The organism is Cupriavidus sp. 05T42 (genome assembly GCF_056396345.1).
In genome coordinates this window covers 180,718-202,831 of the sequence record NZ_JBFTLH010000009.1, presented here as the reverse complement: position 1 = coordinate 202,831, position 22,114 = coordinate 180,718, and the positions used below count along the sequence as shown (strand labels likewise).

At 65.7% G+C, this 22,114-nt stretch carries 21 protein-coding genes; 7 read left to right on the top strand and 14 right to left on the bottom strand.

Features of this window, described 5'->3' with window-relative positions; genetic code table 11:
- Positions 1–7 precede the first annotated feature (7 nt).
- The 7 genes from AC1EJR_RS15000 to AC1EJR_RS14970 form a co-directional block, all read right to left on the bottom strand.
- Positions 8–1,021: an NADP-dependent oxidoreductase gene (locus tag AC1EJR_RS15000; RefSeq protein ID WP_477112932.1), complete on the bottom strand. Its 1,014-nt coding sequence runs from the start codon at positions 1,019–1,021 to the stop codon at positions 8–10.
- Between the two features lie 64 nt (positions 1,022–1,085).
- A complete protein-coding gene (locus tag AC1EJR_RS14995) occupies positions 1,086–1,526 on the bottom strand; it encodes a PaaI family thioesterase (RefSeq protein ID WP_092293161.1) in 441 nt (146 codons plus the stop codon).
- Positions 1,527–1,551: 25 nt separating this feature from the next.
- Positions 1,552–2,334 carry an SDR family oxidoreductase gene (locus AC1EJR_RS14990; protein ID WP_092293158.1) on the bottom strand — a complete coding sequence of 261 codons (783 nt, stop codon included), beginning with the start codon at positions 2,332–2,334 and terminating at the stop codon, positions 1,552–1,554.
- A gap of 42 nt (positions 2,335–2,376) precedes the next feature.
- Positions 2,377–4,236, bottom strand: a complete 1,860-nt coding sequence (locus AC1EJR_RS14985) for an acyl-CoA dehydrogenase (RefSeq protein ID WP_477147288.1) — start codon at positions 4,234–4,236, stop codon at positions 2,377–2,379.
- Between the two features lie 180 nt (positions 4,237–4,416).
- Positions 4,417–5,595, bottom strand: coding sequence for an acetyl-CoA C-acyltransferase (locus tag AC1EJR_RS14980; protein WP_092293153.1), 1,179 nt, complete (start codon positions 5,593–5,595; stop codon positions 4,417–4,419).
- A 48-nt stretch (positions 5,596–5,643) separates the two neighbouring features.
- Entirely contained in the window at positions 5,644–6,294 is a 651-nt protein-coding gene (pncA, locus tag AC1EJR_RS14975; protein WP_441591041.1) for a bifunctional nicotinamidase/pyrazinamidase, read from the bottom strand.
- 48 nt (positions 6,295–6,342) lie between these two features.
- The gene (locus AC1EJR_RS14970; RefSeq protein WP_092293149.1) at positions 6,343–8,424 is read right to left on the bottom strand and encodes a 3-hydroxyacyl-CoA dehydrogenase NAD-binding domain-containing protein; all 2,082 of its coding nucleotides are present in this window, start codon (positions 8,422–8,424) and stop codon (positions 6,343–6,345) included.
- Positions 8,425–8,926: 502 nt separating this feature from the next.
- Between AC1EJR_RS14970 and AC1EJR_RS14965 the strand changes: the two genes are divergently transcribed.
- From AC1EJR_RS14965 to AC1EJR_RS14950, 4 genes are all read left to right on the top strand, one after another.
- Entirely contained in the window at positions 8,927–10,426 is a 1,500-nt protein-coding gene (locus tag AC1EJR_RS14965) for an amino acid permease (protein ID WP_477147287.1), read from the top strand.
- Between the two features lie 101 nt (positions 10,427–10,527).
- Entirely contained in the window at positions 10,528–11,160 is a 633-nt protein-coding gene (locus AC1EJR_RS14960) for a hypothetical protein (protein WP_441591042.1), read from the top strand.
- Positions 11,141–11,458, top strand: coding sequence for a hypothetical protein (locus AC1EJR_RS14955; protein WP_477147286.1), 318 nt, complete (start codon positions 11,141–11,143; stop codon positions 11,456–11,458). The genes AC1EJR_RS14960 and AC1EJR_RS14955 overlap by 20 nt, the downstream gene beginning before the upstream one ends.
- A 1-nt stretch (position 11,459) precedes the next feature.
- Positions 11,460–11,798: a hypothetical protein gene (locus AC1EJR_RS14950; RefSeq protein WP_092293140.1), complete on the top strand. Its 339-nt coding sequence runs from the start codon at positions 11,460–11,462 to the stop codon at positions 11,796–11,798.
- 75 nt (positions 11,799–11,873) lie between these two features.
- Here the strand turns inward: AC1EJR_RS14950 and AC1EJR_RS14945 are convergent, their stop codons facing one another.
- Positions 11,874–12,320: a DUF3597 domain-containing protein gene (locus tag AC1EJR_RS14945; protein ID WP_477112936.1), complete on the bottom strand. Its 447-nt coding sequence runs from the start codon at positions 12,318–12,320 to the stop codon at positions 11,874–11,876.
- A gap of 252 nt (positions 12,321–12,572) precedes the next feature.
- Here AC1EJR_RS14945 and AC1EJR_RS14940 point away from each other — a divergent pair, with 252 nt between their 5' ends.
- Entirely contained in the window at positions 12,573–12,812 is a 240-nt protein-coding gene (locus AC1EJR_RS14940; protein ID WP_092293136.1) for a hypothetical protein, read from the top strand.
- 3 nt (positions 12,813–12,815) lie between these two features.
- On the opposite strand, the gene AC1EJR_RS14935 is transcribed toward AC1EJR_RS14940, so the two are convergent.
- From AC1EJR_RS14935 to AC1EJR_RS14910, 6 genes are all read right to left on the bottom strand, one after another.
- Positions 12,816–13,529, bottom strand: coding sequence for an ABC transporter ATP-binding protein (locus tag AC1EJR_RS14935; protein WP_092293134.1), 714 nt, complete (start codon positions 13,527–13,529; stop codon positions 12,816–12,818).
- Positions 13,529–14,326 (bottom strand): ABC transporter ATP-binding protein, encoded by a 798-nt coding sequence (locus tag AC1EJR_RS14930; RefSeq protein ID WP_477147285.1) that lies wholly within the window; start codon positions 14,324–14,326, stop codon positions 13,529–13,531. The genes AC1EJR_RS14935 and AC1EJR_RS14930 overlap by 1 nt, the downstream gene beginning before the upstream one ends.
- Positions 14,323–15,636, bottom strand: a complete 1,314-nt coding sequence (locus AC1EJR_RS14925; RefSeq protein WP_441591046.1) for a branched-chain amino acid ABC transporter permease — start codon at positions 15,634–15,636, stop codon at positions 14,323–14,325. The genes AC1EJR_RS14930 and AC1EJR_RS14925 overlap by 4 nt, the downstream gene beginning before the upstream one ends.
- 3 nt (positions 15,637–15,639) lie before the next feature.
- Positions 15,640–16,587, bottom strand: coding sequence for a branched-chain amino acid ABC transporter permease (locus AC1EJR_RS14920; RefSeq protein WP_477147284.1), 948 nt, complete (start codon positions 16,585–16,587; stop codon positions 15,640–15,642).
- A gap of 116 nt (positions 16,588–16,703) precedes the next feature.
- Positions 16,704–17,954, bottom strand: coding sequence for a branched-chain amino acid ABC transporter substrate-binding protein (locus AC1EJR_RS14915; RefSeq protein ID WP_092293129.1), 1,251 nt, complete (start codon positions 17,952–17,954; stop codon positions 16,704–16,706).
- A gap of 123 nt (positions 17,955–18,077) precedes the next feature.
- The gene (locus tag AC1EJR_RS14910; protein WP_477147283.1) at positions 18,078–19,703 is read right to left on the bottom strand and encodes a 3-(methylthio)propionyl-CoA ligase; all 1,626 of its coding nucleotides are present in this window, start codon (positions 19,701–19,703) and stop codon (positions 18,078–18,080) included.
- Between the two features lie 293 nt (positions 19,704–19,996).
- On the opposite strand from AC1EJR_RS14910, the gene AC1EJR_RS14905 reads away from it, so the two are divergent.
- Together AC1EJR_RS14905 and msrB are read left to right on the top strand one after the other, a co-directional pair.
- The gene (locus AC1EJR_RS14905) at positions 19,997–21,553 is read left to right on the top strand and encodes a protein adenylyltransferase SelO (protein WP_477147282.1); all 1,557 of its coding nucleotides are present in this window, start codon (positions 19,997–19,999) and stop codon (positions 21,551–21,553) included.
- A gap of 101 nt (positions 21,554–21,654) precedes the next feature.
- The gene (gene msrB, locus AC1EJR_RS14900) at positions 21,655–22,062 is read left to right on the top strand and encodes a peptide-methionine (R)-S-oxide reductase MsrB (protein ID WP_092293123.1); all 408 of its coding nucleotides are present in this window, start codon (positions 21,655–21,657) and stop codon (positions 22,060–22,062) included.
- Positions 22,063–22,114: the final 52 nt, after the last annotated feature.

Sequence of the window (22,114 nt, the reverse complement as noted above, 5' to 3'; positions counted from 1 at the left end):
TTTAGCGTCAGATCAGCTTCACGAGCTGCTTGCCGAAGTTCTTGCCCTTCAGCAGGCCGATAAAGGCTTCCGGCGCGCTGGCCAGCCCTTCGGCAATGCTCTCGCGGAACTTGATCTTGCCTTGGGCGACGTAGGTGCCCAGTTCCTTGAGCGCCTGCGGCCAGACGTCCATGTGCTCGGAGACGATAAAGCCCTCGATGCGTGCACGCGATACAAGGATCGCCCGTGGATTGCGGATCGGCATGTCCTGGCCGTCGTAGCCGGCGATCAGGCCGCACACCGCCACGCGCGCGAAGGCGTTCAGGCGGGCCAGCACCACGTCGAGGATGTCGCCGCCCACGTTCTCGAAGTAACCGTCGATGCCGTCCGGGGTGACTTCCTTGACCATCGCATAGAGTTCCTTGGCGTCCTTGGCGGCCTTGTAGTCCACGCAGGCGTCGAAGCCGAGTTCCTTGACCACGTAGTCGCACTTGTCCTTGCCACCGGCCACGCCGATCACGCGGCAGCCGGCCAGCTTGGCCAACTGGCCCACCACGCTGCCCACCGCGCCGGACGCGGCGCTGACCACGATGGTCTCGCCCGCCTTCGGCGCGATGATCTTGTTCAGGCCGTACCAGGCGGTCACGCCGGGCATGCCCACCGAGCCGAGGTAGGCCGACAGCGGGATATGCGTGGTGTCGACCTTCTGGATGCCGCCGCCATCGGTCACGCCGTATTCCTGCCAGCCGAACATGCCGACGACCTTGTCGCCCACGTTCCACTTCGGATTCTTGCTCGCCGCCACCTCGCCCACGGTGCCGCCGATCATCACCTCGCCCAGCGGCTGCGGGTTGGCGTACGACTTGCCCTCGCTCATGCGGCCGCGCATGTACGGGTCCAGCGACAAATAGTGGTTGCGCACGAGCACCTGGCCATCGGCCAGTTCCGGCACGGGCGCCTGCTCCAGCCGGAAGTTGTCGGGCGTGACGGCGGCCTCGGGGCGCGATGCCAGGACGATGCGCTGATAGGTTTGCTTCGACATGATGGGTTCCTTCGCTCGGTCAGGAGATACGTTCGGAAAAATACGAGAAAACGCGGCGCGGCACTCAGCCGTCCGCGCCGGAGTCAGGCGAGCCGGGCTTGCGCTGGGGCGGCTTGCGCTTGATGTACTTGAAGGTGCCGGAGGCCTTGGAGACGATGGCGCCGGCCTCATCGACGATCTCGCCCTCGCAGAACACCATGGTCGAGGTGCGATGCACGGCCAGTCCGCGCGCGCGCAGCTTGCCGCGCCCCGGCGCCATAAAGCTGGTTTTCATCTCGATGGTGACCACGCCCCGGCCATCGGTGTCCATCGAACGGCCGGCGACGGCCATCGCCACGTCCAGCAGCGTCATCAGCACGCCGCCGTGGGCCATGTCCCAGCTGTTCTGGTGGCGTTCGCGCAGGTCGAGTTCGATCTCGCTGCGCCCGCCCTCCATGAAGTTGCAGCGCACGCCGAGGTCGGCCAGGAACGGGATCTTGAGGTTGAAGCCGTTGTCTTGTGTCATGGCTCAGATGGGGCTCAGGTTGCGCTCAGACCGCGCTCACGCCACCGTCGACGGCCAGGATCTGGCCGGTGATGTGCTTGCCCGCCGCCGTGGCGAACAGCAGCGCGGCGCCCTTGAGGTCTTCGTCGTCGCCCAGGCGGTGCAGCGGCACGCCGGCGCACATCGCCTCCACGCCCAGCCGCTCCAGCGAGCCCTTGGTCATCTTCGACGGGAAGAAGCCCGGCGCCAGCGCGTTGACGGTGATGTTGTGCTCGCCCCACTCGGCCGCCAGCGTGCGCGTGAAGTTGACCACGGCGCCCTTGGAAGTGTTGTAGGCAATCGTCTCCATGCTGCCCGGCGGGTTGCCAGCCAGCCCGGCAATGGACGCCACGTTGATGACGCGGCCATGGCGGCGCGGGATCATCGACAGCTTGCCCACGCGCTGCGTCAGCAGGAACAGGCCGCGGATGTTCAGGTTCATCACCTTGTCCCACGCTTCCACGGGGTGGTCTTCGGCCGGGGCGCCCCAGGTGGCGCCGGCGTTGTTGACCAGGATGTCGATGTGGCCGAGCCGGGCCAGCGACTCATCGGCCAGCCGGGCGATTTCGTCATCACGCGCGCCATCGGCGGCGATCCAGTCGGCCTCGATGCCGCGCGACTGCAAATGCGCCTGCGCGGCCTGCAGCTCGTCGGCCTTGCGGGCGGACAGCACGATGCGCGCGCCCTGCTCGCCCAGCGCCTCGGCAATCTGCAGCCCGAGCCCGCGCGAGCCGCCGGTGATCAGCGCGGTCTGGCCCTTGAGGTCGAACAGTTGCTGGATGGTGTGCATGCTTGTCTCCTTGTTTTCTTGTGGATGCGGGCGCGCCGGGGGTCAGAACCAGGCGTCCTGCATGTCCAGCGTCGTACGGTCCAGCGTGGCCAGCAGGTCGAGCTGCGGGTACACCTTCGGCAGCTCGAAGCGGAAGAAGAACGCCGCCGCCGCCAGCTTGCCGCGATAGAAATCGGCGTCTTCGCCTTGTGCCTGCGGCAGCGCGGCTTGTGCCACCAGCGCCTGCTCCAGCCAGATCCACGCCACCACCACGTGGCCGAACGCCTCCAGATAGACCGAGGCATTGGCGAGCGTGACGTTGGAATCCCCAGCCGACCACAGCGTGGCGGTAACTTCCGCCAGCCGCTGCGACGCCTTCCCGAGCGCGGCGGCCTGCGCCGCCAGCGTCTTGTMGCCCGTGGCGACCGCACGCTCGCACGTGGCGCGCAGGCGCTCACCCACCAGCCGGAGCGCGGCGCCGTCCTGCATCACKACCTTGCGGCCCAGCAGGTCCAGCCCCTGAATGCCGTGGGTGCCTTCGTGAATCGGGTTCAGGCGGTTATCGCGATAGAACTGTTCGACGTTGTACTCGCGCGTGTAGCCGTAGCCGCCATGCACCTGGATGGCGAGGTTGTTCGCCTCCAGACACCATTGCGACGGCCAGCTCTTGGCGATCGGGGTCAGGATGTCGAGCAGCAGGGACAGTTCACGGTGCCGCTCGGCCTCGCCGGCAGCCTTGGCCGCGTGTTCCTCGTCCACCAGCCGCGCGCAGTACAGGTTCAGCGCCAGGCCGCCTTCGACATAGCTCTTCTGCGCCAGCAGCATGCGGCGGATGTCGGCATGCTCGACCAGCTTCACCTGCGGGCTCGCCGGGTCCTTGCCGCCCGGGCCGACCGGCCGGCCCTGCGGACGGTTGCGCGCGTAGTCCAGCGCATGGAGGTAGCCGGTGTAGCCCAGCGTCACCGCGCCCAGACCCACGCCGATGCGGGCCTCGTTCATCATGTGGAACATGCAGGCCAGGCCCTTGTGGGGCTCGCCCACGAGGTAGCCGATGGCGCCAGCCTTGCCGTCCGGGCGATATTTCATGCCTTCGCCGAAGTTCAGCAGGCAGTTGGTGGTGCCGCGATAGCCCATCTTGTGGTTCAGGCCGGCCAGCACCACGTCGTTATGCTCGCCGAGCGAGCCGTCGCCATTGACGAGGAACTTCGGCACGATGAACAGCGAGATGCCCTTGACGCCCGGGATCAGCTTGCCGTCCGGGCCGGGAATCTTGGCCAGCACGAGGTGGACGATGTTGTCCGACAACTCGTGCTCGCCGGCCGAGATCCACATCTTGTTCCCGCGCAGCCGGTATTGCTGGCCGAGCGGCGATTCGCCTTCGTAGTCGGCCCGCGTGGTGATGTCCGACAGCGACGAGCCCGCCTGCGGCTCCGACAGGCACATCGTGCCGAAGAAGCGGCCTTCGAGTTCGGGGCGAACAAAAGTGTCGATCTGCGCCGCCGTGCCGTGGGTGAGCAGCAGGTTGGCGTTGCCGATGGTCAGGAACGGATACGAACTCGTGCCGACGTTGGCCGCCTTGAAGTACGCGAACGCGGCCTTCTCGAGCGTGACCGGCAGCTGCATGCCGCCGTACTCGTAGTCCTGCCCGGCGGCCATCAGGCCGGCGTCGCAGAAGGCGCGCAGCGCGGTGCTGACTTCGGGAATGATGGTGACCGTCTCGCCATCGAAGTACGGCTCGTTGGCATCGCTCTTCTTGTTGTGCGGCGCGAACAGGTCCGTGGCGATCTTCTCGCAGGTGTCCAGCGCGGCGTCGAAGGTCTCGCGCGAGTGGTCGGCGTAACGGGGAATCTGGGTGAGGTCCTCCGCCTTGAGCCACTCATAGAGCACAAAATTKAGGTCACGGCGGGAAAGAATCAGCGACATGGAATGCGAGGCTCCGGGCTGAGGGGATGAGGGATGTTGCTCCCCTCTCCCGCTTGCGGGAGAGGGGTTGGGGGAGAGGGCGGGAATGTCTCGATGCGATAGCGCATGTTGAACCGCCTGCCCTCTCCCCCGCCMCTCTCCCAGAGGGAGAGGGGAGACAACCATCAAGCGGGAGAAGACTTACAGCACTTCGAAMAGCCCGGCAGCGCCCTGGCCGCCGCCGATGCACATCGTCACGACCACGTACTTCACGCCACGGCGCTTGCCTTCGATCAGCGCATGGCCGACCAGGCGGGCGCCGGAGACGCCGTACGGGTGGCCCACGGCGATGGCGCCGCCGTTCACGTTCAGGCGGTCCATCGGAATGCCGAGGGTGTCGGCGCAGTAGAGCACCTGCACCGCGAAGGCCTCGTTCAGCTCCCACAGGCCGATGTCGTCCACCTTCAAGCCGGCCTTCTTCAGCAGCTTGGGCACCGCGAACACCGGGCCGATGCCCATTTCGTCAGGCTCGCAGCCGGCCACGGCAAAGCCGCGGAACACGCCCAGCGGCTGCAGGCCGCGGGCGGCCGCCACGCTCGCGTTCATCACCACCACTGCCGAGGCGCCGTCGGAGAACTGCGAGGCATTGCCGGCCGTGACCACGCCGCCGGGCATGGCGGTGCGGATCTTCGACACGCCTTCCAGCGTGGTGTCGGCGCGGATGCCCTCGTCGGCGTCGATCGTCACTTCCTTGGTCATCAGCTGGCCGGTAGCCTTGTCGGCCACGCCTGCGAGGACCGTCATCGGCACGATCTCGTCCTTGAACTTGCCGGCTTCCAGCGCGGCGGCGGCACGTTGCTGGCTGCGCACGCCGTATTCGTCCTGGCGCTCCTTCGAGATGTTGTAGCGCTTGGCCACGTTCTCGGCGGTCTGGAGCATGCTCCAGTAGATTTCCGGCTTGTTCTTGTTGAGCCAGCTTTCCTGGATCATGTGGCGGTTCATCTCCTGCTGTACGCACGAGATGGACTCCACGCCGCCGGCCACGAAGATGTCGCCTTCATCGGCAATCACGCGCTGTGCGGCCATGGCGATGGTTTGCAGGCCGGACGAGCAGAAGCGGTTCACGGTGGCGCCGGGCACGGTCACCGGGCAGCCGGCGCGCAGAGCGATCTGGCGCGCGATGTTGGCACCGGTGGCGCCTTCCGGGTTGGCACAGCCCATCAGCACGTCTTCCACTTCACCCGCCTCGATCTTGGCGCGCGCGATGGCGTGCTGGACCGCGTGACCGCCCAGGGTCGCGCCGTGGGTCATGTTGAATGCGCCCTTCCAGCTCTTGGCCAGCCCGGTGCGGGCCGTGGATACGATGACTGCCTCGTTCATGTCTTGCTCCTCGGTATCTTGGTGTCTCTTGCGAGTTATTCAGTGTGTTCAGCGTGGGGCGGCGGGATGGCCTTCCAGGACCTGGGCCGACGTCGCCCGGACCACGCCGGCGGCGGTCATGTCCGCCCAGGCCTGTTCCAGCGAGCCGTTCAGGTCGATGGCGCGGCAGGCGTCCTCGATCACCACGACCTCGAAGCCGGCGGCGCGCGCATCGAGCGCGCTCCAGGCCACGCAGTAGTCMGTGGCCAGCCCGGCGCAGAAGACGCGGGTGACGCCATGCTCCCGCAGGTAGCCGGCCAGCCCGGTGCGGGTGGTGCGGTCGGCCTCCAGGAACGCGGAATAGCTGTCCACGTCCGCATGATGGCCCTTGCGCAGCACCAGCCTTGCGTGCGGGATACACAGGTCCGCATGCAGCGCGGCGCCCGGGGTCTCCTGCACGCAATGGTCCGGCCAGAGCACCTGCTCGCCATAGGCCAGCGTGGTGGTCTGGAACGGCGCGCGGCCGGCGTGGCTGGTGGCGAACGACGCATGCCCGGCGGGATGCCAGTCCTGCGTCATCACCACATGGCCGAACGCCCGCGCCAGCCGGTTGATGACGGGCACCACTTCATCGCCACGGGGCACGGCCAGCGCGCCATCGGGCATGAAGTCGTTCTGCACGTCGATCACCAGCAGGCAGTCCTGCGCGCCGTAGGTCATGGTCGAATCCGCTTCCTCACGCTATCTACTATCTATATCGGTGGCGGGTCAGCCGTTGAAGCCCTTGCCCTCGTCGGCCAGCTTCGTCAGCAGTGCGGCCGGCTTCCAGGCTTCGCCGTGATAACCCTTGGCGTAGCGCTGCATGGCCTGGACCACGTTGAACAGGCCAACCTGGTCCGCGTACAGCATCGGGCCGCCGCGGAACAGCGGGAAGCCGTAGCCAGTCAGGTAGACCATGTCGATGTCGGACGCCTTCGAGGCAATGCCTTCGTCCAGGATCTTGGCGCCCTCGTTGACCAGCGCGAACACCAGGCGCTCCACGATCTCCTCGTCGGAAATCTTGCGGCGCGTGAGTCCGAGCGCCTTCGAGTGCTCGACGATCATGTCGTTGACCTGCTGGTTCGGGTACGGCTTGCGGTCGCCCGGCTTGTAGTCGTACCAGCCGGCGCCGGTCTTCTGGCCGAAGCGGCCCAGCTCGCAGAGCTTGTCGGCGGTCTTCGAGTACTGAATGTCCGGCTTGTCCACGGCACGGCGCTTGCGGATGGCCCAGCCGATGTCGTTGCCGGCCAGGTCGCCCATGCGGAACGGGCCCATGGCGAAACCGAACTTCTCGATGGCCTTGTCCACCTGCTCGGGCAGCGCGCCTTCGTCCAGCAGATAGCCAGCCTGGCGGCTGTACTGCTCGATCATGCGGTTGCCGATGAAGCCGTCGCAGACGCCGGACACCACGGCAGTCTTCTTGATCTTCTTGGCGATCTGCATCACCGTGGCGAGCACGTCCTTGCCGGTTTCCGCGCCACGCACCACTTCCAGCAGCTTCATGACGTTGGCCGGGCTGAAGAAGTGCATGCCGACTACGTCCTGCGGACGCTTGGTGAACGAGGCGATCTTGTTCACATCGAGCGTGGAGGTGTTGGAGGCCAGGATCGCGCCGGGCTTCATCACTTCGTCCAGCTTCTTGAACACGATTTCCTTGACGCCCATTTCCTCGAACACGGCCTCGATGACCATGTCGGCGTCCTTGATGTCGTCATAGGACAGCGTGGTGTTCAGCAGGCCCATGCGCTGCTCGACCTTCTCCTGCGTGAGCTTGCCCTTCTTGGCGCTGTTCTCGTAGTTCTTGCGGATCGTGGTCACGCCACGGTCCAGCGCTTCCTGCTTGGTTTCCAGCATGGTCACCGGAATGCCTGCGTTCAGGAAGTTCATGGTGATGCCGCCGCCCATGGTGCCGGCGCCGATCACGGCCACGCGCTCGACCTTGCGCACCGGCGTGTCGCTGGACACATCGGGAATCTTGCTGGCGGCGCGCTCGCCGAAGAAGGCATGGCGCAGCGCGCGCGATTCCGGCGTGCCGACCAGGTACATGAAGCCTTCGCGCTCGGCCTTCAGGCCCTGCTCGAACGGCTTGAGCGAGGCGGCCACGGCCTCCACGCACTTCAGCGGCGCCGGGAAGTTCTTGGCTACGGCGGCCACGGTGGTCTTGGCGAAGGCCAGGAAGCCCTCGGCGTTCTCGTGACGCACCTTCAGGTCGCGCACCTTCGGGTACGGGCCGGGGGCCGCGCCAACGTTCTGGGCGAACTTGATGGCGGCGGGCAGCACGTCACCGTCGACGATTTCATCGAACAGCTTCGAACCCGCAAACTTCTCGGACGGGATGGCCGTGCCCGAGACGATCATGTTCAGCGCATGCTCCAGGCCGATCACGCGTGGCAGGCGCTGCGTGCCACCGGCGCCGGGCAGCAGGCCCAGCTTCACTTCCGGCAGCGCGATCTGCGCGCCCTTGGCGGCCACGCGGTAGTTACAGCCCAGCGCCAGTTCCAGCCCGCCGCCCATGGCGACCGAGTGGATCGCGGCCACAACCGGCTTGGCGGAGGCTTCCACGGCGCGGATCACCGAATGCAGCGTCGGCTCCTGCGTGGCCTTCGGCGTGTTGAATTCGCGGATGTCGGCGCCGCCCGAGAAAGCCTTGCCGGCGCCGGTGATGACGACGGCCTTGACGGCCGCATCGTCCAGCGCACGGGTCAAGCCTTCGACGATGCCCAGCCGGGTGCTGTGACCCAGGCCGTTGACGGGGGGATTGTCGAGCGTGATGACGGCAACGCCGTCCTGAACCTGATACTGCGCTGTCATGCTGGTTCCTTTGGTCTTTGGTTGTCTCGGGATTCGAATTCTCGAATTTTTGTTACGGCCGGGGCCTTGCGCGGCGGTGTCGTGAAATGTCTCCTCACCCCGCAATCCCTTGCTCCACGGGCTGTCGGGCCCGAAAGCGGATCAAGCATACACAAAATAGCACGGTCGTTCAATTTCAATTTTCTGCGATGGATTCCCTGTCATGCGCGGGCTTCATGGCCGCTCCATCCGGCGTTCATGGTGAGCCTCGAAGCGGGCCGAAACCCTCAGGGGGAACCCGTAGGGAATCGGCCCGCTTGATGCCCGTCATGGCGGCGGAGGCACTTTTCAACCACCCTGCGGCCCGGGTTCGACTTTATTTGACGCCGCCCTCCAATCCACTAAAAAGGACAGGTTAGACTCGCGCCTTTTCGTTTTTATGGGTATGGCGTCCCCGCGCGCCCCGGCCGGCTTACGAGGCCGCCGGTATTCCCTGACGTTGCAGCGACCCTGTGTCTACCTGATGTCTTCCACTCACTCGCATCCCCATCCGCATCAACATCCCGTCGTCGAGCACGACGACCTGCGCCGCCAGCTCAAGGCACGCCACCTGACCATGATCGCCCTCGGCGGGGCCATCGGCACGGGGCTGTTCGTGGCCTCCGGCGCCTCGATCGCCCAGTCCGGCCCCGGCGGCGCCCTGCTCGCCTACTGCCTGATCGGCCTGATGGTCTATTGCCTGATGACCAGCCTCGGCGAACTGGCCGTGCACATGCCCGTGGCCGGCTCGTTTGTCACCTATAGCGCGGTCTATGTCGAGGAAGGCTTCGGCTTCGCGCTGGGCTGGAACTACTGGTTCAGCCTGGCCGTGACGATTGCGGTGGAACTGACCGCCGCCCAGCTCGTCATGCAGTACTGGTTCCCGGACGTGCCGGGCGTGGCCTGGAGCGCCAGCTTCCTGGCACTGATGTTCGCGCTCAACGCGTTCTCGGTGCGCGGCTTCGGCGAGGCCGAATACTGGTTCGCGCTGATCAAGGTGGTCACGGTGGTGGTGTTTCTCGGTGTGGGCGTGCTGATGATTGTCGGCATCATGCACGGCGGGCCGCAGTCGGGCTGGCACAACTTCACCATGGGCGAGGCGCCGTTCGTCGGCGKGCTGCCGGGGATGTTCGCGGTGGCGATGATCGCCGGGTTCTCGTTCCAGGGCACCGAGACCGTGGGCGTGGCCGCCGGCGAAGCCACCGACCCGGCCCGCACGCTGCCGCGCGCCATCCGGCAGACGTTCTGGCGCATCCTGCTGTTCTATGTGCTGGCGATCCTGATCATCGGCGTGCTGATTCCCTACACCGACCAGAGCCTGCTCCGCAACGACGTGACCGACGTGGGCGTGAGCCCGTTCGCGCTGGTCTTCCGCCACGCCGGGCTGGCCTTCGCGGCGGGGCTGATGAACGCGGTGGTGCTGACGGCGCTGCTGTCGGCGGGCACCTCGAGCATGTATGTCTCCACCCGCATCCTGTACGGCCTGGCCGTCAGCGGCCGCGCCCCGCGCATGTTCGCCCGGCTGACGCCGAGCGGCGTGCCGTTCAACGCGCTGCTGATCACCACCGGCATCGGCGCGCTGTGCTTCTTCAGTTCACTGTTTGGCGACAAGGCGGTGTACCTGTGGCTGCTCAATACCTCGGCCATGACCGGCTTCTTCGCCTGGCTCGGCATCGCCCTGAGCCACTACCGCTTCCGGCGCGGGCTGGTCTACCAGGGCTACAGCGTGAGCGACCTCGCATACCGGTCCCCCCTCTACCCCTTCGGCCCGATCTTCGCCGGCGTGCTGTGTGTGGTCATCGTGGCCGGCCAGAACTACCAGGCATTCGCCGATATTGCCAACCGCTGGCCAGAGATCCTGGCGACCTATATCGGCGTGCCGATGTTCCTGGCCCTGTGGATCGGCTACCGGATCGTCAAAAAGACCCGGCTGATCGACTATGAGGACATKCCGTTCGACCTGCCGAAGGCAACGAAGCGGTAAGGGTGTTGAGGTTTGAGACAGTATGCGGGCAATTGATCCCGCGCAAGGCGGGCAGCGGTCGGATAGGTAGGCTGGGCGTTCACCTTTGAGTGGAGGCCCATATGGACGCCAGAGACATCGCCAGGGAAGTCGACGCGAGCCAGGATCTGGCAACCGAGCTCCGCGAACTGGCGGGCCGCCGCTTGGGGATTGCCGCCGCCGCTGGCAACGATACTGAATCGATCGTTCGCATGCTCGGACTTGCCGAGACCATACGTCGCATGGAGTCCCGTCGAGCGACGTTGCACTTCAACGGCACACGTCTCATTTGGGTTGAGAATGGCGCGCACCAGTCGTGGCATGCTGTCTCGGGCGCGCCCGGACATACAGACAAGGAACATCAGGCAACCCGGCATCTGGGGCCCATTCCCGAAGGCCACTACAGTGCAAGGCAAGACCGCCTGCAGCGGTGGGAAAACTACTCCTGGTCCGATCGACGACGGTGCATCATCCGCGCCTTCGGCATCGTGAAGGGAAGTGGAACCTGGCCGGGCTGCGTCATGTCCTGGGGCAAGCGCCGGGTATGGCTGGACCCACTCCCGGGCACCCGGACACATGGACGCAGCGATTTCTCGATCCATGGTGGCTGGGTCGCCGGCTCGGCAGGCTGTATAGACCTGACCTCCGACATGCCTTCATTCGTTGATGCATTTCTAAAGTATGGAAAGGACATGGATGTCGTGGTTCGCTATTGAACGTGGTTGTCGCATCCTCTGGTCCGTGCTGCTGGTCGTTCTTTTCCTAAGCGTGTGCGCGGACCTCGCGACGGTCGCCGGCATTCCGCACCCTGCTGACKACAACGGCCCGCCCCTCTGGCGGATCCAGGGATTCCCCAACCTTCGCGCATACTTCGAATCGAGCGGGGAACAGATCTTCCTGCTTCTGTTCGCATTGGCTGGGCTGTGGGTCCGGCAACGCCGCCGCTGGCTAAACTGGGCATGGTCGATGCCACTGCTGTTCGGCATCGTCCTGCACGCCTATATCTATCCCTGACATGCCCTGGTCCAATATCGAACGCGGGTTGCGGATGGTCTGGTCGGGGATGTTGATGTGCCACCTCCTGGCCCTTGCGCTCCAATGCCTGTTGGCGGCAGCCAATGTCCTCGAAGGCCCGCAGGCCACCTATCCCGTGTATGGGCCGATCTGGGAGTCGGAGGGGTTTCAGGACCCGCTCGCCCATCTTTACCGTCAGGGACTGACTGCCTGCTACTGGCTGTTCGCCCTCGCTGGGCTCTGGATCCGCCAGCGGTCAATATGGCTGAACTGGGCATGGTCGCTGCCCTGGCTCGTAACGACGCTGATCGGACTGTTCACCGGAGGTTGGCCGGTATAGTGCCCCTCGATCACTGATCACTGGATTGGTGATCGAGAGACGTCCACACCGGCGCGCCCCCGCCCTTTCGTTGACTTACGACGCCAGGTTCGGCGGCAGCTTGCCGCCGTTCGCGGCCAGCTCCGTCATGACCTTCTTGTGCAGCCAGATGTTCATGGCGGCGGAGTCGTTCATGTCACCGGTGTAGTTCAGCTCCTTCGCCAGTTCCTTGCGGTGTTCCAGGCTGCTGTCGATGCCGAGCGCCTTCATGGCGTCGACAATCGACGTCCGCCAGTTCAGTTGTTGCCCCGACTCGGTGACGGCCTTGTCCATGACCGCTTCCACATCGACGGCCGACAGCGGCTTTGCAGCGCCACCCGGGGTACCCGCACCGGCCGGCGCCGCGCCGGGCGTGGCCGGACTGGGGCTGGCCGCCGGCGCAGTGGTGCCCGTGCCGGGGGCCGCGCTTGCCGTGCCCGCCTGTGGCTGGGCCGGCTGGGACCGGTGCAGCAGCTTGTTCAGAATGTCCTTGAAGATGCTCATGGCGCCTCCTGCGCAACGTTCGTTGTAGCGAACCCGTCCCGCAAGTTCCGTTCCCATCGTCGCACCACGCCACGCACGGCGCTTGAGCCGCCAACTGCCGCCATCGTTACAACGCGCGAGCGGAACGGTCGGGCGATTCTGCAACGCCACCCTATCCCTCGCCACGCCCGGCGGCGTCCCGCACTGGCACGCATCGTGCGCCCCGGTTCCTTATTGATCGACGAACGATCGACGAACTCCAAGGAACCGACGATGAAGAACCCCTGGCTGAAGAAAAACCCCATGCTGAGCATGTGGCTGAGCGGCGCCAACGCCGTAGCGGGCGCCGCCCGAGGCCGCGCGAGCGCCGAAGCCAAACGCCAGGCCGCGTTGGCAACGTCCAGCATGATGAAAACCACGACTGATGCCTGGCTGGCCGCCCTCACCCCGGCTGCGCCTACTAAGAAGCGTGCCAAGCCAAAGAGCCGCCCGGGCGCGGGGCGGCGGAAGTAACCCTCAAACCTCCAGCCACTCCTTCCGCACCTGTCCATTCGCCTTCAGTTCGGTCGGCGTGCCCTCGAACACGATGTGGCCGTGGCCCATGACGTACACCCGTTGGGAGATATCGAGCGCGATCGCCAGTTTCTGTTCGATCAGCAGCACCGACACGCCGCGCTCCTTCAGCGTCTTCAGGAAATCGCCGACCAGCGCCACGATCATGGGCGCGAGGCCTTCGGTGGGTTCGTCGATCAGGATCAGGTCGGGGTCGCCCATCAGGGTGCGGCACAGCGTCAGCATCTGCTGTTCGCCGCCCGAGAGCACGCCGGCTGACGTGTTCTCGCGCTCCTTCAGTCTTGGGAACATTTGATACATATCGTCCACCGACCAGCGCGGCGATGACTGGCGCGGGTTGCGCTTCTCGCCCAGCAGCAGGTTCTGGCGCACGGTCAGGCTTGGGAAGATGTCGCGGTTCTCCGGCACATAGCCGATGCCCGCATGGGCGATCTCGAACGTGCGGCGGCCCAGGATTTCCTCGTCGCGGAAGCGCACGGACCCCTCGGCCTTGACCATGCCGAGGATCGCCTTGGCCATGGTCGAGCGTCCCACCCCGTTGCGGCCCAGCAGCGCCACGATCTCGCCCTCGTCGATATGGGCGTCCACGCCGTGCAGGATGTGGCTCTTGCCGTAATAGGCGTGCAGCCCGGTAACGTCCAGCATCCGCTTGCCCATCAGTGCGCTCCTTCCGGCACGGGTTCGTCGAGGCTCGTGCCCAGGTAGGCTTCCTTGACCTTGCGGTTGTTGCGGATGGCCTCGGGGGTGTCCGTGGCGATGACCTCGCCGTAGACCAGCACCGAGATCCGGTCCGCCAGGCCGAAGACCACGCTCATGTCGTGCTCCACCATCACCAGCGTCTTGCCGACCGTGACCTTGCGGATCAGTTCGACCGCGTGGTCCGATTCCGACCGGCTCATGCCGGCCGTGGGCTCGTCCAGCAGGATCACCTCGGCGCCGCCCGCGATGGTGATGCCGATCTCCAGCGCGCGCTGCTCGGCATAGGTCAGCAGCCCGGCCTGCGAATTGCGCCGATGCTGCATGCCGATCAGCTCCAGCACCTCCTCGGCCCGCTCGCGCGCGTCGCGCAGTTCGGACAGCCGGTGCCAGAACGAATACTTGTAGCCGAGCGACCACAGCACCGCGCAGCGCAGGTTCTCGAACACGGACAGCCGGTGAAAGATATTGGTGATCTGGAAGCTGCGTGAGAGCCCCATCCGGTTGATCTCGAACGGCCGCAGCCCGCTGATGGGCTGGCCGTTCAGCCTGACCGTGCCCGAGCTAGGCGCAAACCGCCCCGAGATCAGGTTGAACGTGGTGGACTTGCCCRCCCCGTTCGGCCCGATCATCGCGTGGCGCTCTCCCTTGCCGATGGCCAGCGTCACGCCACGGATGATCTCGGTCTGGCCGAACTTCTTGCGCACATCGATGAGTTCCAGCGCGGGCGTGCCCCCGCCTGCCATGGCCGCCGTCATGCCTGACCTCCGAATTCCGCCTGGATCTTGTCGAGTTCGGCGCGCACGCGGCCCCCCGCCCAGCGCCACGCCACGTAGCCCACGGCCCAGAGCGCCGCCGCGACGATCCACGGGGCCACCGTGCCGGCGTCGAACGCCACGCCGAACAGCCGCATCGCCGTGCCGTTGGCGCTATCCACCTGCACCTTGTAGACCAGCTCCACGGTCAGGATCAGCGCCGCCAGCAGCACCAGGCCGGCCACGGCCGCCTGGCCGTAGCTGGGCAGCATCCGCCCGAAGCGCTTCTTCGCCAGCAGCGGCATCTGCATCAGCAGCAGGCTGGCGATGCCGCCCGGCACGAACATCACCATCATCACGAAGAACAGGCCGAGATAGAGCAGCCAGGCCTTGGTCAGGTCCGACAGCGCCACCGCGAACAGTACGAAGACCACGGCGCCGATCACCGGACCGAAGAACACCCCCGCACCGCCGATGAAGGCCGCCAGCAGCACGCCGCCCGAGCGCACCGCGCTGACGTTCTCGGCGGAGACGATCTCGAAGTTGATCGCCGACAAGGCCCCGGCGATACCCGCGAAAAATGCCGAAAGAATCACTACGAGGAAGCGGACGCGCTGGGTGTTGTAGCCGATGAATTCCACGCGCTCCGGGTTGTCGCGCACGGCGTTGGCGATGCGGCCGAGCGGCGTCTGGGTCCAGGCGTACATCGCCACCATGGACGCCAGGCACCAGAGGGCAATCAGGTAATAGACCTGCCGGCCCGGGCCAAAGGTGATGCCCAGGAAGGGATCGCCGACCACCCGGTTCGTGGAAATGCCGCCCTCGCCGCCGAAGAAGTCCGGGAACATCAGGGAGCTGGCGAACACCATCTCACCGATGCCCATGGTGATCATGGCAAAGGTCGTGCCGGACTTCTTGGTCGTCACGTAGCCGAACAGCACGCCGAAGAACGCGCCGGCCAGCCCGCCCACCAGCGGCAGCATCGACACCGGCAGCCAGACCTTGCCGGCACCGATCATGTTCAGCACATGCACGGCGATGAACGCGCCGAGGCCCGCGTAGACCGCATGGCCGAAGGACAGCATGCCGGTCTGCCCGAGCAGCATGTTGTACGACAGCGCGAAGATAATCATGATGCCCATCTGGGACATCAGCGTCACGGCGAAGCCGCCCGTGAAGATCATCGGCATCACCAGCATCAGCAGCGCCGTGGCGCCCCAGATGATCCAGCGGGCGAGGTTGAGCGGGCGGTAGCGCATGGTGCGGCCGGTGACCACCGCGTTGGGAGTCTGTTGCATGGTCGTGGTCTCCATCGCTCAACTCTCCCGGGTGCCCATGAGCCCGCGCGGGCGGAAAATCAGCATCACCACGAGCAGCAGGTACGGCATCACGGGCGCCACCTGGGCCACCGTGAGCTTCCAGACCGAACTCAGTGGCGTGGCGTCGCTGACGTTGAGCCCCAGGCTGCCGAACAGGCCCGCCAGCGAGGCGTCGATCGTCACCGCGAAGGTTTGCAGCACGCCAATCAGGATCGAGGCGATGAACGCCCCCACCAGCGACCCCATGCCGCCCACCACAGCCACCACGAAGACGATGGAGCCCACCGCCGCCGCCATCGACGGCTCGGTCACGAAGGCATTGCCGCCGATCACCCCCGCCAGCCCCGCCAGCGCGGCGCCGCCGCCGAAGACCATCATGAACACGCGCGGCACGTTGTGGCCGAGGGCCTCGACCATTTCCGGGTGCGTCAGCGCGGCCTGGATCACCAGCCCGATGCGGGTGCGGGTCAGCACGAGGTAGATCGCCACCAGCATGCCCAGCGACACCAGCATCATGAACGCCCGGTAGGTGGGGAAGGACGAGGTGAACACCGTGAACAGCGGCCCGTCCAGTTCCGGCGGAATCCGGTACGGCACCGCGGCCAGTCCCCAGACCAGCTTCACGCCTTCCTCGATCAGGTAGGCCAGGCCGAAGGTGAATAGCAATTCGGCGACGTGACCGAACTTGTGCACGGTGCGCAGCCCGAAGCGCTCGACCAGCGCGCCGGCTCCGGCCACCAGCAGCGGGGCCAGGATCAGCGCCGGCMAGAAGCCGATCTTGCTGGCGATGGTGTAGGCAAAGTAGGCGCCCAGCATATAGAAGCTGGCATGCGCGAAATTGAGCACGCCCATCATGCTGAAGATGAGCGTGAGCCCCGATGACAGCATGAACAGCAGCAGCCCGTAGCTGATGCCGTTCAATAGCGAAATGACGAAAAATTCCACGGCGGGTCCTTCGGTGGACGTGTGGCGCCCAGGGCAAAAGCGTGATTGTCCGCCGATCCGGGGCAGACGGAAACCCGTCCGGCCCCGGATCGCTCAGATGCCGGTCGCGCGCCGGATCAGCCCGGGCGCTTCATCTGGCAGGACGTGGGCTGGGCGGCCACGAACTGGTCGAGCTCCGCGTTCGTCTTCCAGCCGTAGCCGGTGTTCTCGGCGTCGTACTTGACTTCCTTGCCGTCCACCTTGGTCCACGTGGCCACCACGAGCGGCTGCTGCGCCTGGTGGTCGGTGTTACGCATTTCCACGGTGCCGTTCATGCTCTCCACCTTGAGCCCCTCCAGCGCGTGGGCCACCTTCACCGGATCGGTGGAGTTGGCCTTCTTCATGGCCTGGCTCAGCATGGCGATGCCCGTGTACGACGCCATCACGTAGAAATCGTCGTTGTACTTCTTCTTGAACCCCTCGATGATGTCCGAGCCCTTGAACCCCTTGTTGTTCGGGTTGTAGTAGCCCACGTACTTGACCCGCTCGGCGCCGGCAGCGCCCATGGCCGTTGCCACGCCCGTGGTGCCGGCATAGTAGGTGTAGTAGTTCGTGGTCAGCCCGGCGTCCTTGCCGGCCTTGATCAGCAGGGCCAGGTCGCTGCCCCAGTTGCCGGTGATGACCGTGTCGGCGCCMGACGCCTTGATCTTGGCCGCATACGGCGCGAAGTCCTTGACCTGCGCCAGCGGGTGCAGATCCTCGCCCACGATCTGGATGTCCGGACGTTTGCGCTTCAGGTAGTCCTTGGCGGCGCGCGTCACCTGGTGGCCGAACGAGTAGTTCTGGTTGATCAGGTAGACCTTCTTGACGTTCTGGTCCTTGGCCAGGAAGGTGGTCAGCGCCTCCATCTTCATGTCCGAGTTGGCGTCCAGCCGGAAGTGCCAGTAGTTGCACTTACTGTTGGTCATGTCCGGGTCAACCGCCGCGTAGTTCAGGTAGACGATTTCCTTGCCCGGATTGCGCTCGTTGTGCTTGGCCACCGCGTCTTCGAGCGCCAGCCCCACCGAGGAGCCGTTGCCCTGCACGATATAGCGGATGTTCTGGTCCACGGCCTGCTTGAGGATGGTCAGGCTTTCCTGCGGCGACAGCTTGTTGTCAAACCCCACCACCTCGAACTTGTGCGCGCCGGCCCAGTTCTTCTGGTTGGCCACCTCGGCCACGTATTGCCAGCTCTTGAGCTGGTTCTGTCCCACCGGGGCCATCAGCCCCGACAGCGGATCKATGAAGGCAATCTTCACCGTCTCCGCCCCCGCCATGCCCGACACCAGCGTGGAACCCAGTGCCGCAAATACCGCCACACCAGCCACCAGCGGACGCATCTTCGTCATACCTGTCTCCTTCACTCTCGTTATCGAATGGCGATTGGCACCGCCGCGGGCGGGGTTGCCGCCTGCCTGTTGCTGCCTGTTATGGATGGGAATTGCACCCGGCCCCGGTCTACGCCGGTTGACTCAGGCGGTTGGCAGCTTGTAATCCTTGAACTGCTCGCGCAGCTTGAGCTTCTGCATCTTGCCGGTGGCCGTCAGCGGCATCTCGGTGACGAACGCCACGTCGTCCGGGATCCACCACTTGGCGACCTTGCCCTCGAAGAAGGCCAGCAGCGCTTCGCGCGTGATGTCCATGCCGGGCCGCCTGACCACCACCAGCAGCGGGCGCTCGTCCCACTTGGGGTGATAGGCGGAGATGCACGCGGCCATATGCACCGCCGGGTGGGCGGCAGCCACGTTCTCGACGTCGATGGACGAAATCCACTCGCCGCCGGACTTGATCACGTCCTTGCTGCGGTCCGTGATCTGCATGTAGCCCTCTTCGTCGATGGTCGCCACGTCCCCGGTGGGGAACCAGCCATCGACCAGCGGCGTGTTGTCGTTGCGGAAGTAGGTGGAAATCACCCACGGGCCGCGCACATACAGGTCGCCGAAGGCCTTGCCGTCCCACGGCAGCTCGGCGCCTTCGCCATCGACGATCTTCATGTCGACGCCATAGATCACCCGGCCCTGCTTCTCCAGGATCTTGTGGCGCGCGTCCTCGGGGAGGTCCTCATGGCGGGCCAGCAGCTTGCACGAGGTGCCCAGCGGCGACATCTCGGTCATGCCCCAGGCGTGGATCACCTCCACGTCCAGCGCCTCGAGCGCGCGGATCATGGCCGGCGGCGCCGCCGAACCGCCGATCACGGTGCGACGGAACGTCGAGAATTTCAGATTGTTCGCATTGACATGCTGGAGCAAACCGAGCCAGACCGTCGGCACGCCAGCGGAAAAGGTCACCTTTTCCTGTTCGAACAGTTCGTAGAGCGAGGGGCCGTCCAGCTTGGCCCCCGGCAGCACCAGCTTGGCGCCGACCAGCGGCACCGAGTACGGCAGGCCCCAGGCGTTGACGTGGAACATCGGCACGACGGGCAGGATCACGTCCCGCGCGGAGCAGCCGAGCGCATCGGGCAGCGCGGACGCATACGAGTGCAGCACCGTGGACCGGTGCGAATACAGCGCGCCCTTCGGATTGCCGGTGGTGCCCGAGGTGTAGCAGAGGCTGGAGGCCAGGTTTTCGTCGAATTCCGGCCAGGTGTAGTCGCCATCCTGCGCGTCGATCAGGTCCTCGTAGCAGAGCAGCGGCACCTTGGCGTCGGCCGGCATGTGGGCGCGGTCGGTCATCATCACCCAGCCMTTCACGTTCGGGCAGTGCGGCGCCACGCCTTCCACCAACGGCAGGAAGGTGGCGTCGAAGAACACGTAGCGGTCTTCGGCGTGATTGACGATATAGGCGATCTGTTCCGGGAACAGCCGGGGATTGATGGTGTGGCAGACGGCGCCCATGCCGGAGACGCCGTAGTAGATCTCCAGGTGGCGATAGYCGTTCCACGCCAGCGTGCCGACCCGCTCGCCCTGCTGCACGCCGAGCGCGCCAAGGGCCTGGGCCACCTTGCGGGCCCGCAGTTCGCAATCGCGGTAGGTGTAGCGATGGAGGTCGCCCTCGGTCCGCCGCGAGACGATTTCTGTGCTGGCGTAATACCGCGCAGCGTGCTTGATGATGGAGGAAATGAGCAGCGGCGCGCTCATCATTTGACCCATCAATGCCATGGAATGTCTCCAGTCTTGTCGTGGTCGGCAGAGAAAAACGAACAACCGTGCTTATTTTTGGCGGAATGTTCCCGTGCTCCTCGCCGCATGCGCGTCCACGTCATGCACGAGATTGATGTCCGCTATCGATAAGGCATGGCGCCCCGGTGGACACCCCCTCGGCCGACAGGGGAAAACCGGTGCAAGTACAATACTGCGTGCCCTGATGCGTCTCAATATGTCGTTTTCCCCTAGCCTGCAAGCGCACTTCGGCACCCCCTATTCACCTCCGCAGATCGCAAAGCAGGACGTCGATGCCCCCTGAGTCCCCCGTACCGTTCCGCACCGCGCCCGGCTTTGCCGCGCTGGGCGAGCGCTTCTTCACGCGCCTGCAGCCCACGCCGCTGCCCTMGCCCTACCTGGTCAGCGTGGCCCCGGCTGCCGCCGCGCTGCTGGGCTGGAACCCGCAGACGATCGGCGCCGAAGCCAGCCAGCCGGACTTCCTCGACACCTTTATCGGCAACTGCGTGCCTGACTGGGCCGACCCGCTGGCCACGGTCTACTCGGGCCACCAGTTCGGCGTCTGGGCCGGGCAACTGGGCGATGGCCGTGCCATCCGCCTCGCCGAGGCCGAGCGCGACGACGGCCCGTGGGAAATCCAGCTCAAGGGGGGCGGCCTGACGCCCTACTCGCGCATGGCCGATGGCCGCGCGGTGCTGCGCTCGTCGATCCGCGAATACCTGTGCTCCGAGGCCATGTACGCGCTGGGCGTGCCGACGACGCGGGCGCTGGCCATCGTCGGCTCGGACGCTCCGGTGCGCCGCGAGACCATCGAGACCGCCGCCGTGGTCACGCGCCTGGCGCCGAGCTTTATCCGCTTCGGCCATTTCGAACACTTCGCCGCGCGCGAGGACCATGCCGCGCTGCGCGAGCTGGCCGATTTCGTCATCGACCGCTTCTACCCCGCCTGCCGCGACGCCGGCGGCAACCCCTACCAGGCGCTGCTGCGCGAGGTCTCGCTGCGCACTGCGGACATGGTGGCGCACTGGCAGGCCGTCGGCTTCTGCCACGGGGTGATGAACACGGACAATATGTCGATCCTGGGCCTGACCATCGACTACGGTCCGTTCGGCTTCCTGGACGCCTTCGACGCCAACCATATTTGCAACCATTCCGACCAGCAGGGCCGCTACGCCTACAGCCAGCAGCCCCAGGTGGCGTTCTGGAACCTGCATTGCCTGGCGCAGGCGCTGCTCCCGCTCTGGCGCGATACCGATGCGGCCGATGCAGCCGATCCCGAGGCCGCCAAGGAAGCAGCGAAGGAAGCTGCAGTGGCCGCCGCGCGCGAGGCGCTCGACCCGTTCCGCGACCGCTACGCCGCCGCCTTCTTCCGCCACTATCGCGCCAAGCTGGGCCTGCGCCCGCTGGGCGGGCAGGAAAACGAGGACGAGGCGCTGCTGACCAACCTGTTCCGGGTACTGCACGCCAACCGCGTGGACTACACCTTGTTCTGGCGCAACCTCGCCCGCATCTCGGGGAAGGATGCGAACGCCGACGCCCCGGTGCGCGACCTGTTCCTGGACCGCGCCGCCTGGGACGCCTGGGCGGCCGAATACCGCGCCCGGCTGCAGGCCGAGCAGTCCGACGACGCTACGCGCGCCGCCGGCATGCTCGCCGTGAACCCGAAGTACATCCTGCGCAACCACCTCGCAGAAACCGCGATCCGCGCCGCGCGCGACAAGGATTTCTCCGAGGTAGACCGGCTGCTGGCCGTGCTGTCCCGGCCATTCGACGAGCAACCCGAGTCGGAAGCCTATGCCGCCCTGCCGCCGGACTGGGCGTCCGGGCTCGAAGTCAGTTGCTCGTCGTGACATCGACATAACGTGAATTTCTGAATCTGTAAGGATTGCCGCGCGAGTCCGACCAAGCAAGACTGGGGCCCCGCGCCACCGCCTAATGAGAAGGACGCAAGATGACCACCAAGAAAACCGACGCCGAATGGCGTGAGCAACTTTCCGACATCGAGTACCGCGTCGCGCGCGAAGCCGCCACCGAGCGCCCGTTCACGGGCCGCTACTGGGACCACTGGAACCAGGGCATCTACCACTGCGTGGGGTGCGGCACGCCGCTGTTCGAATCGGCCACGAAGTTCGACGCCGGCTGCGGCTGGCCCAGCTATTTCAAGCCAATCAACGGCGAGGTAATCGACGAGCACACGGACCACACCCACGGCATGACCCGCGTGGAAGTGCGCTGCAAGGAATGCGGCAGCCACCTGGGCCACGTGTTCGAGGACGGCCCGGCCCCCACCGGCCTGCGCTATTGCATCAACTCGGCTGCGCTAAAATTCGACGATCGGGATCCTTCCGATCGCGGGTGATTCATCGAGTGATGTAATCGTTGCTTCGGATGCCCGCCGCGCGCCATTCCCC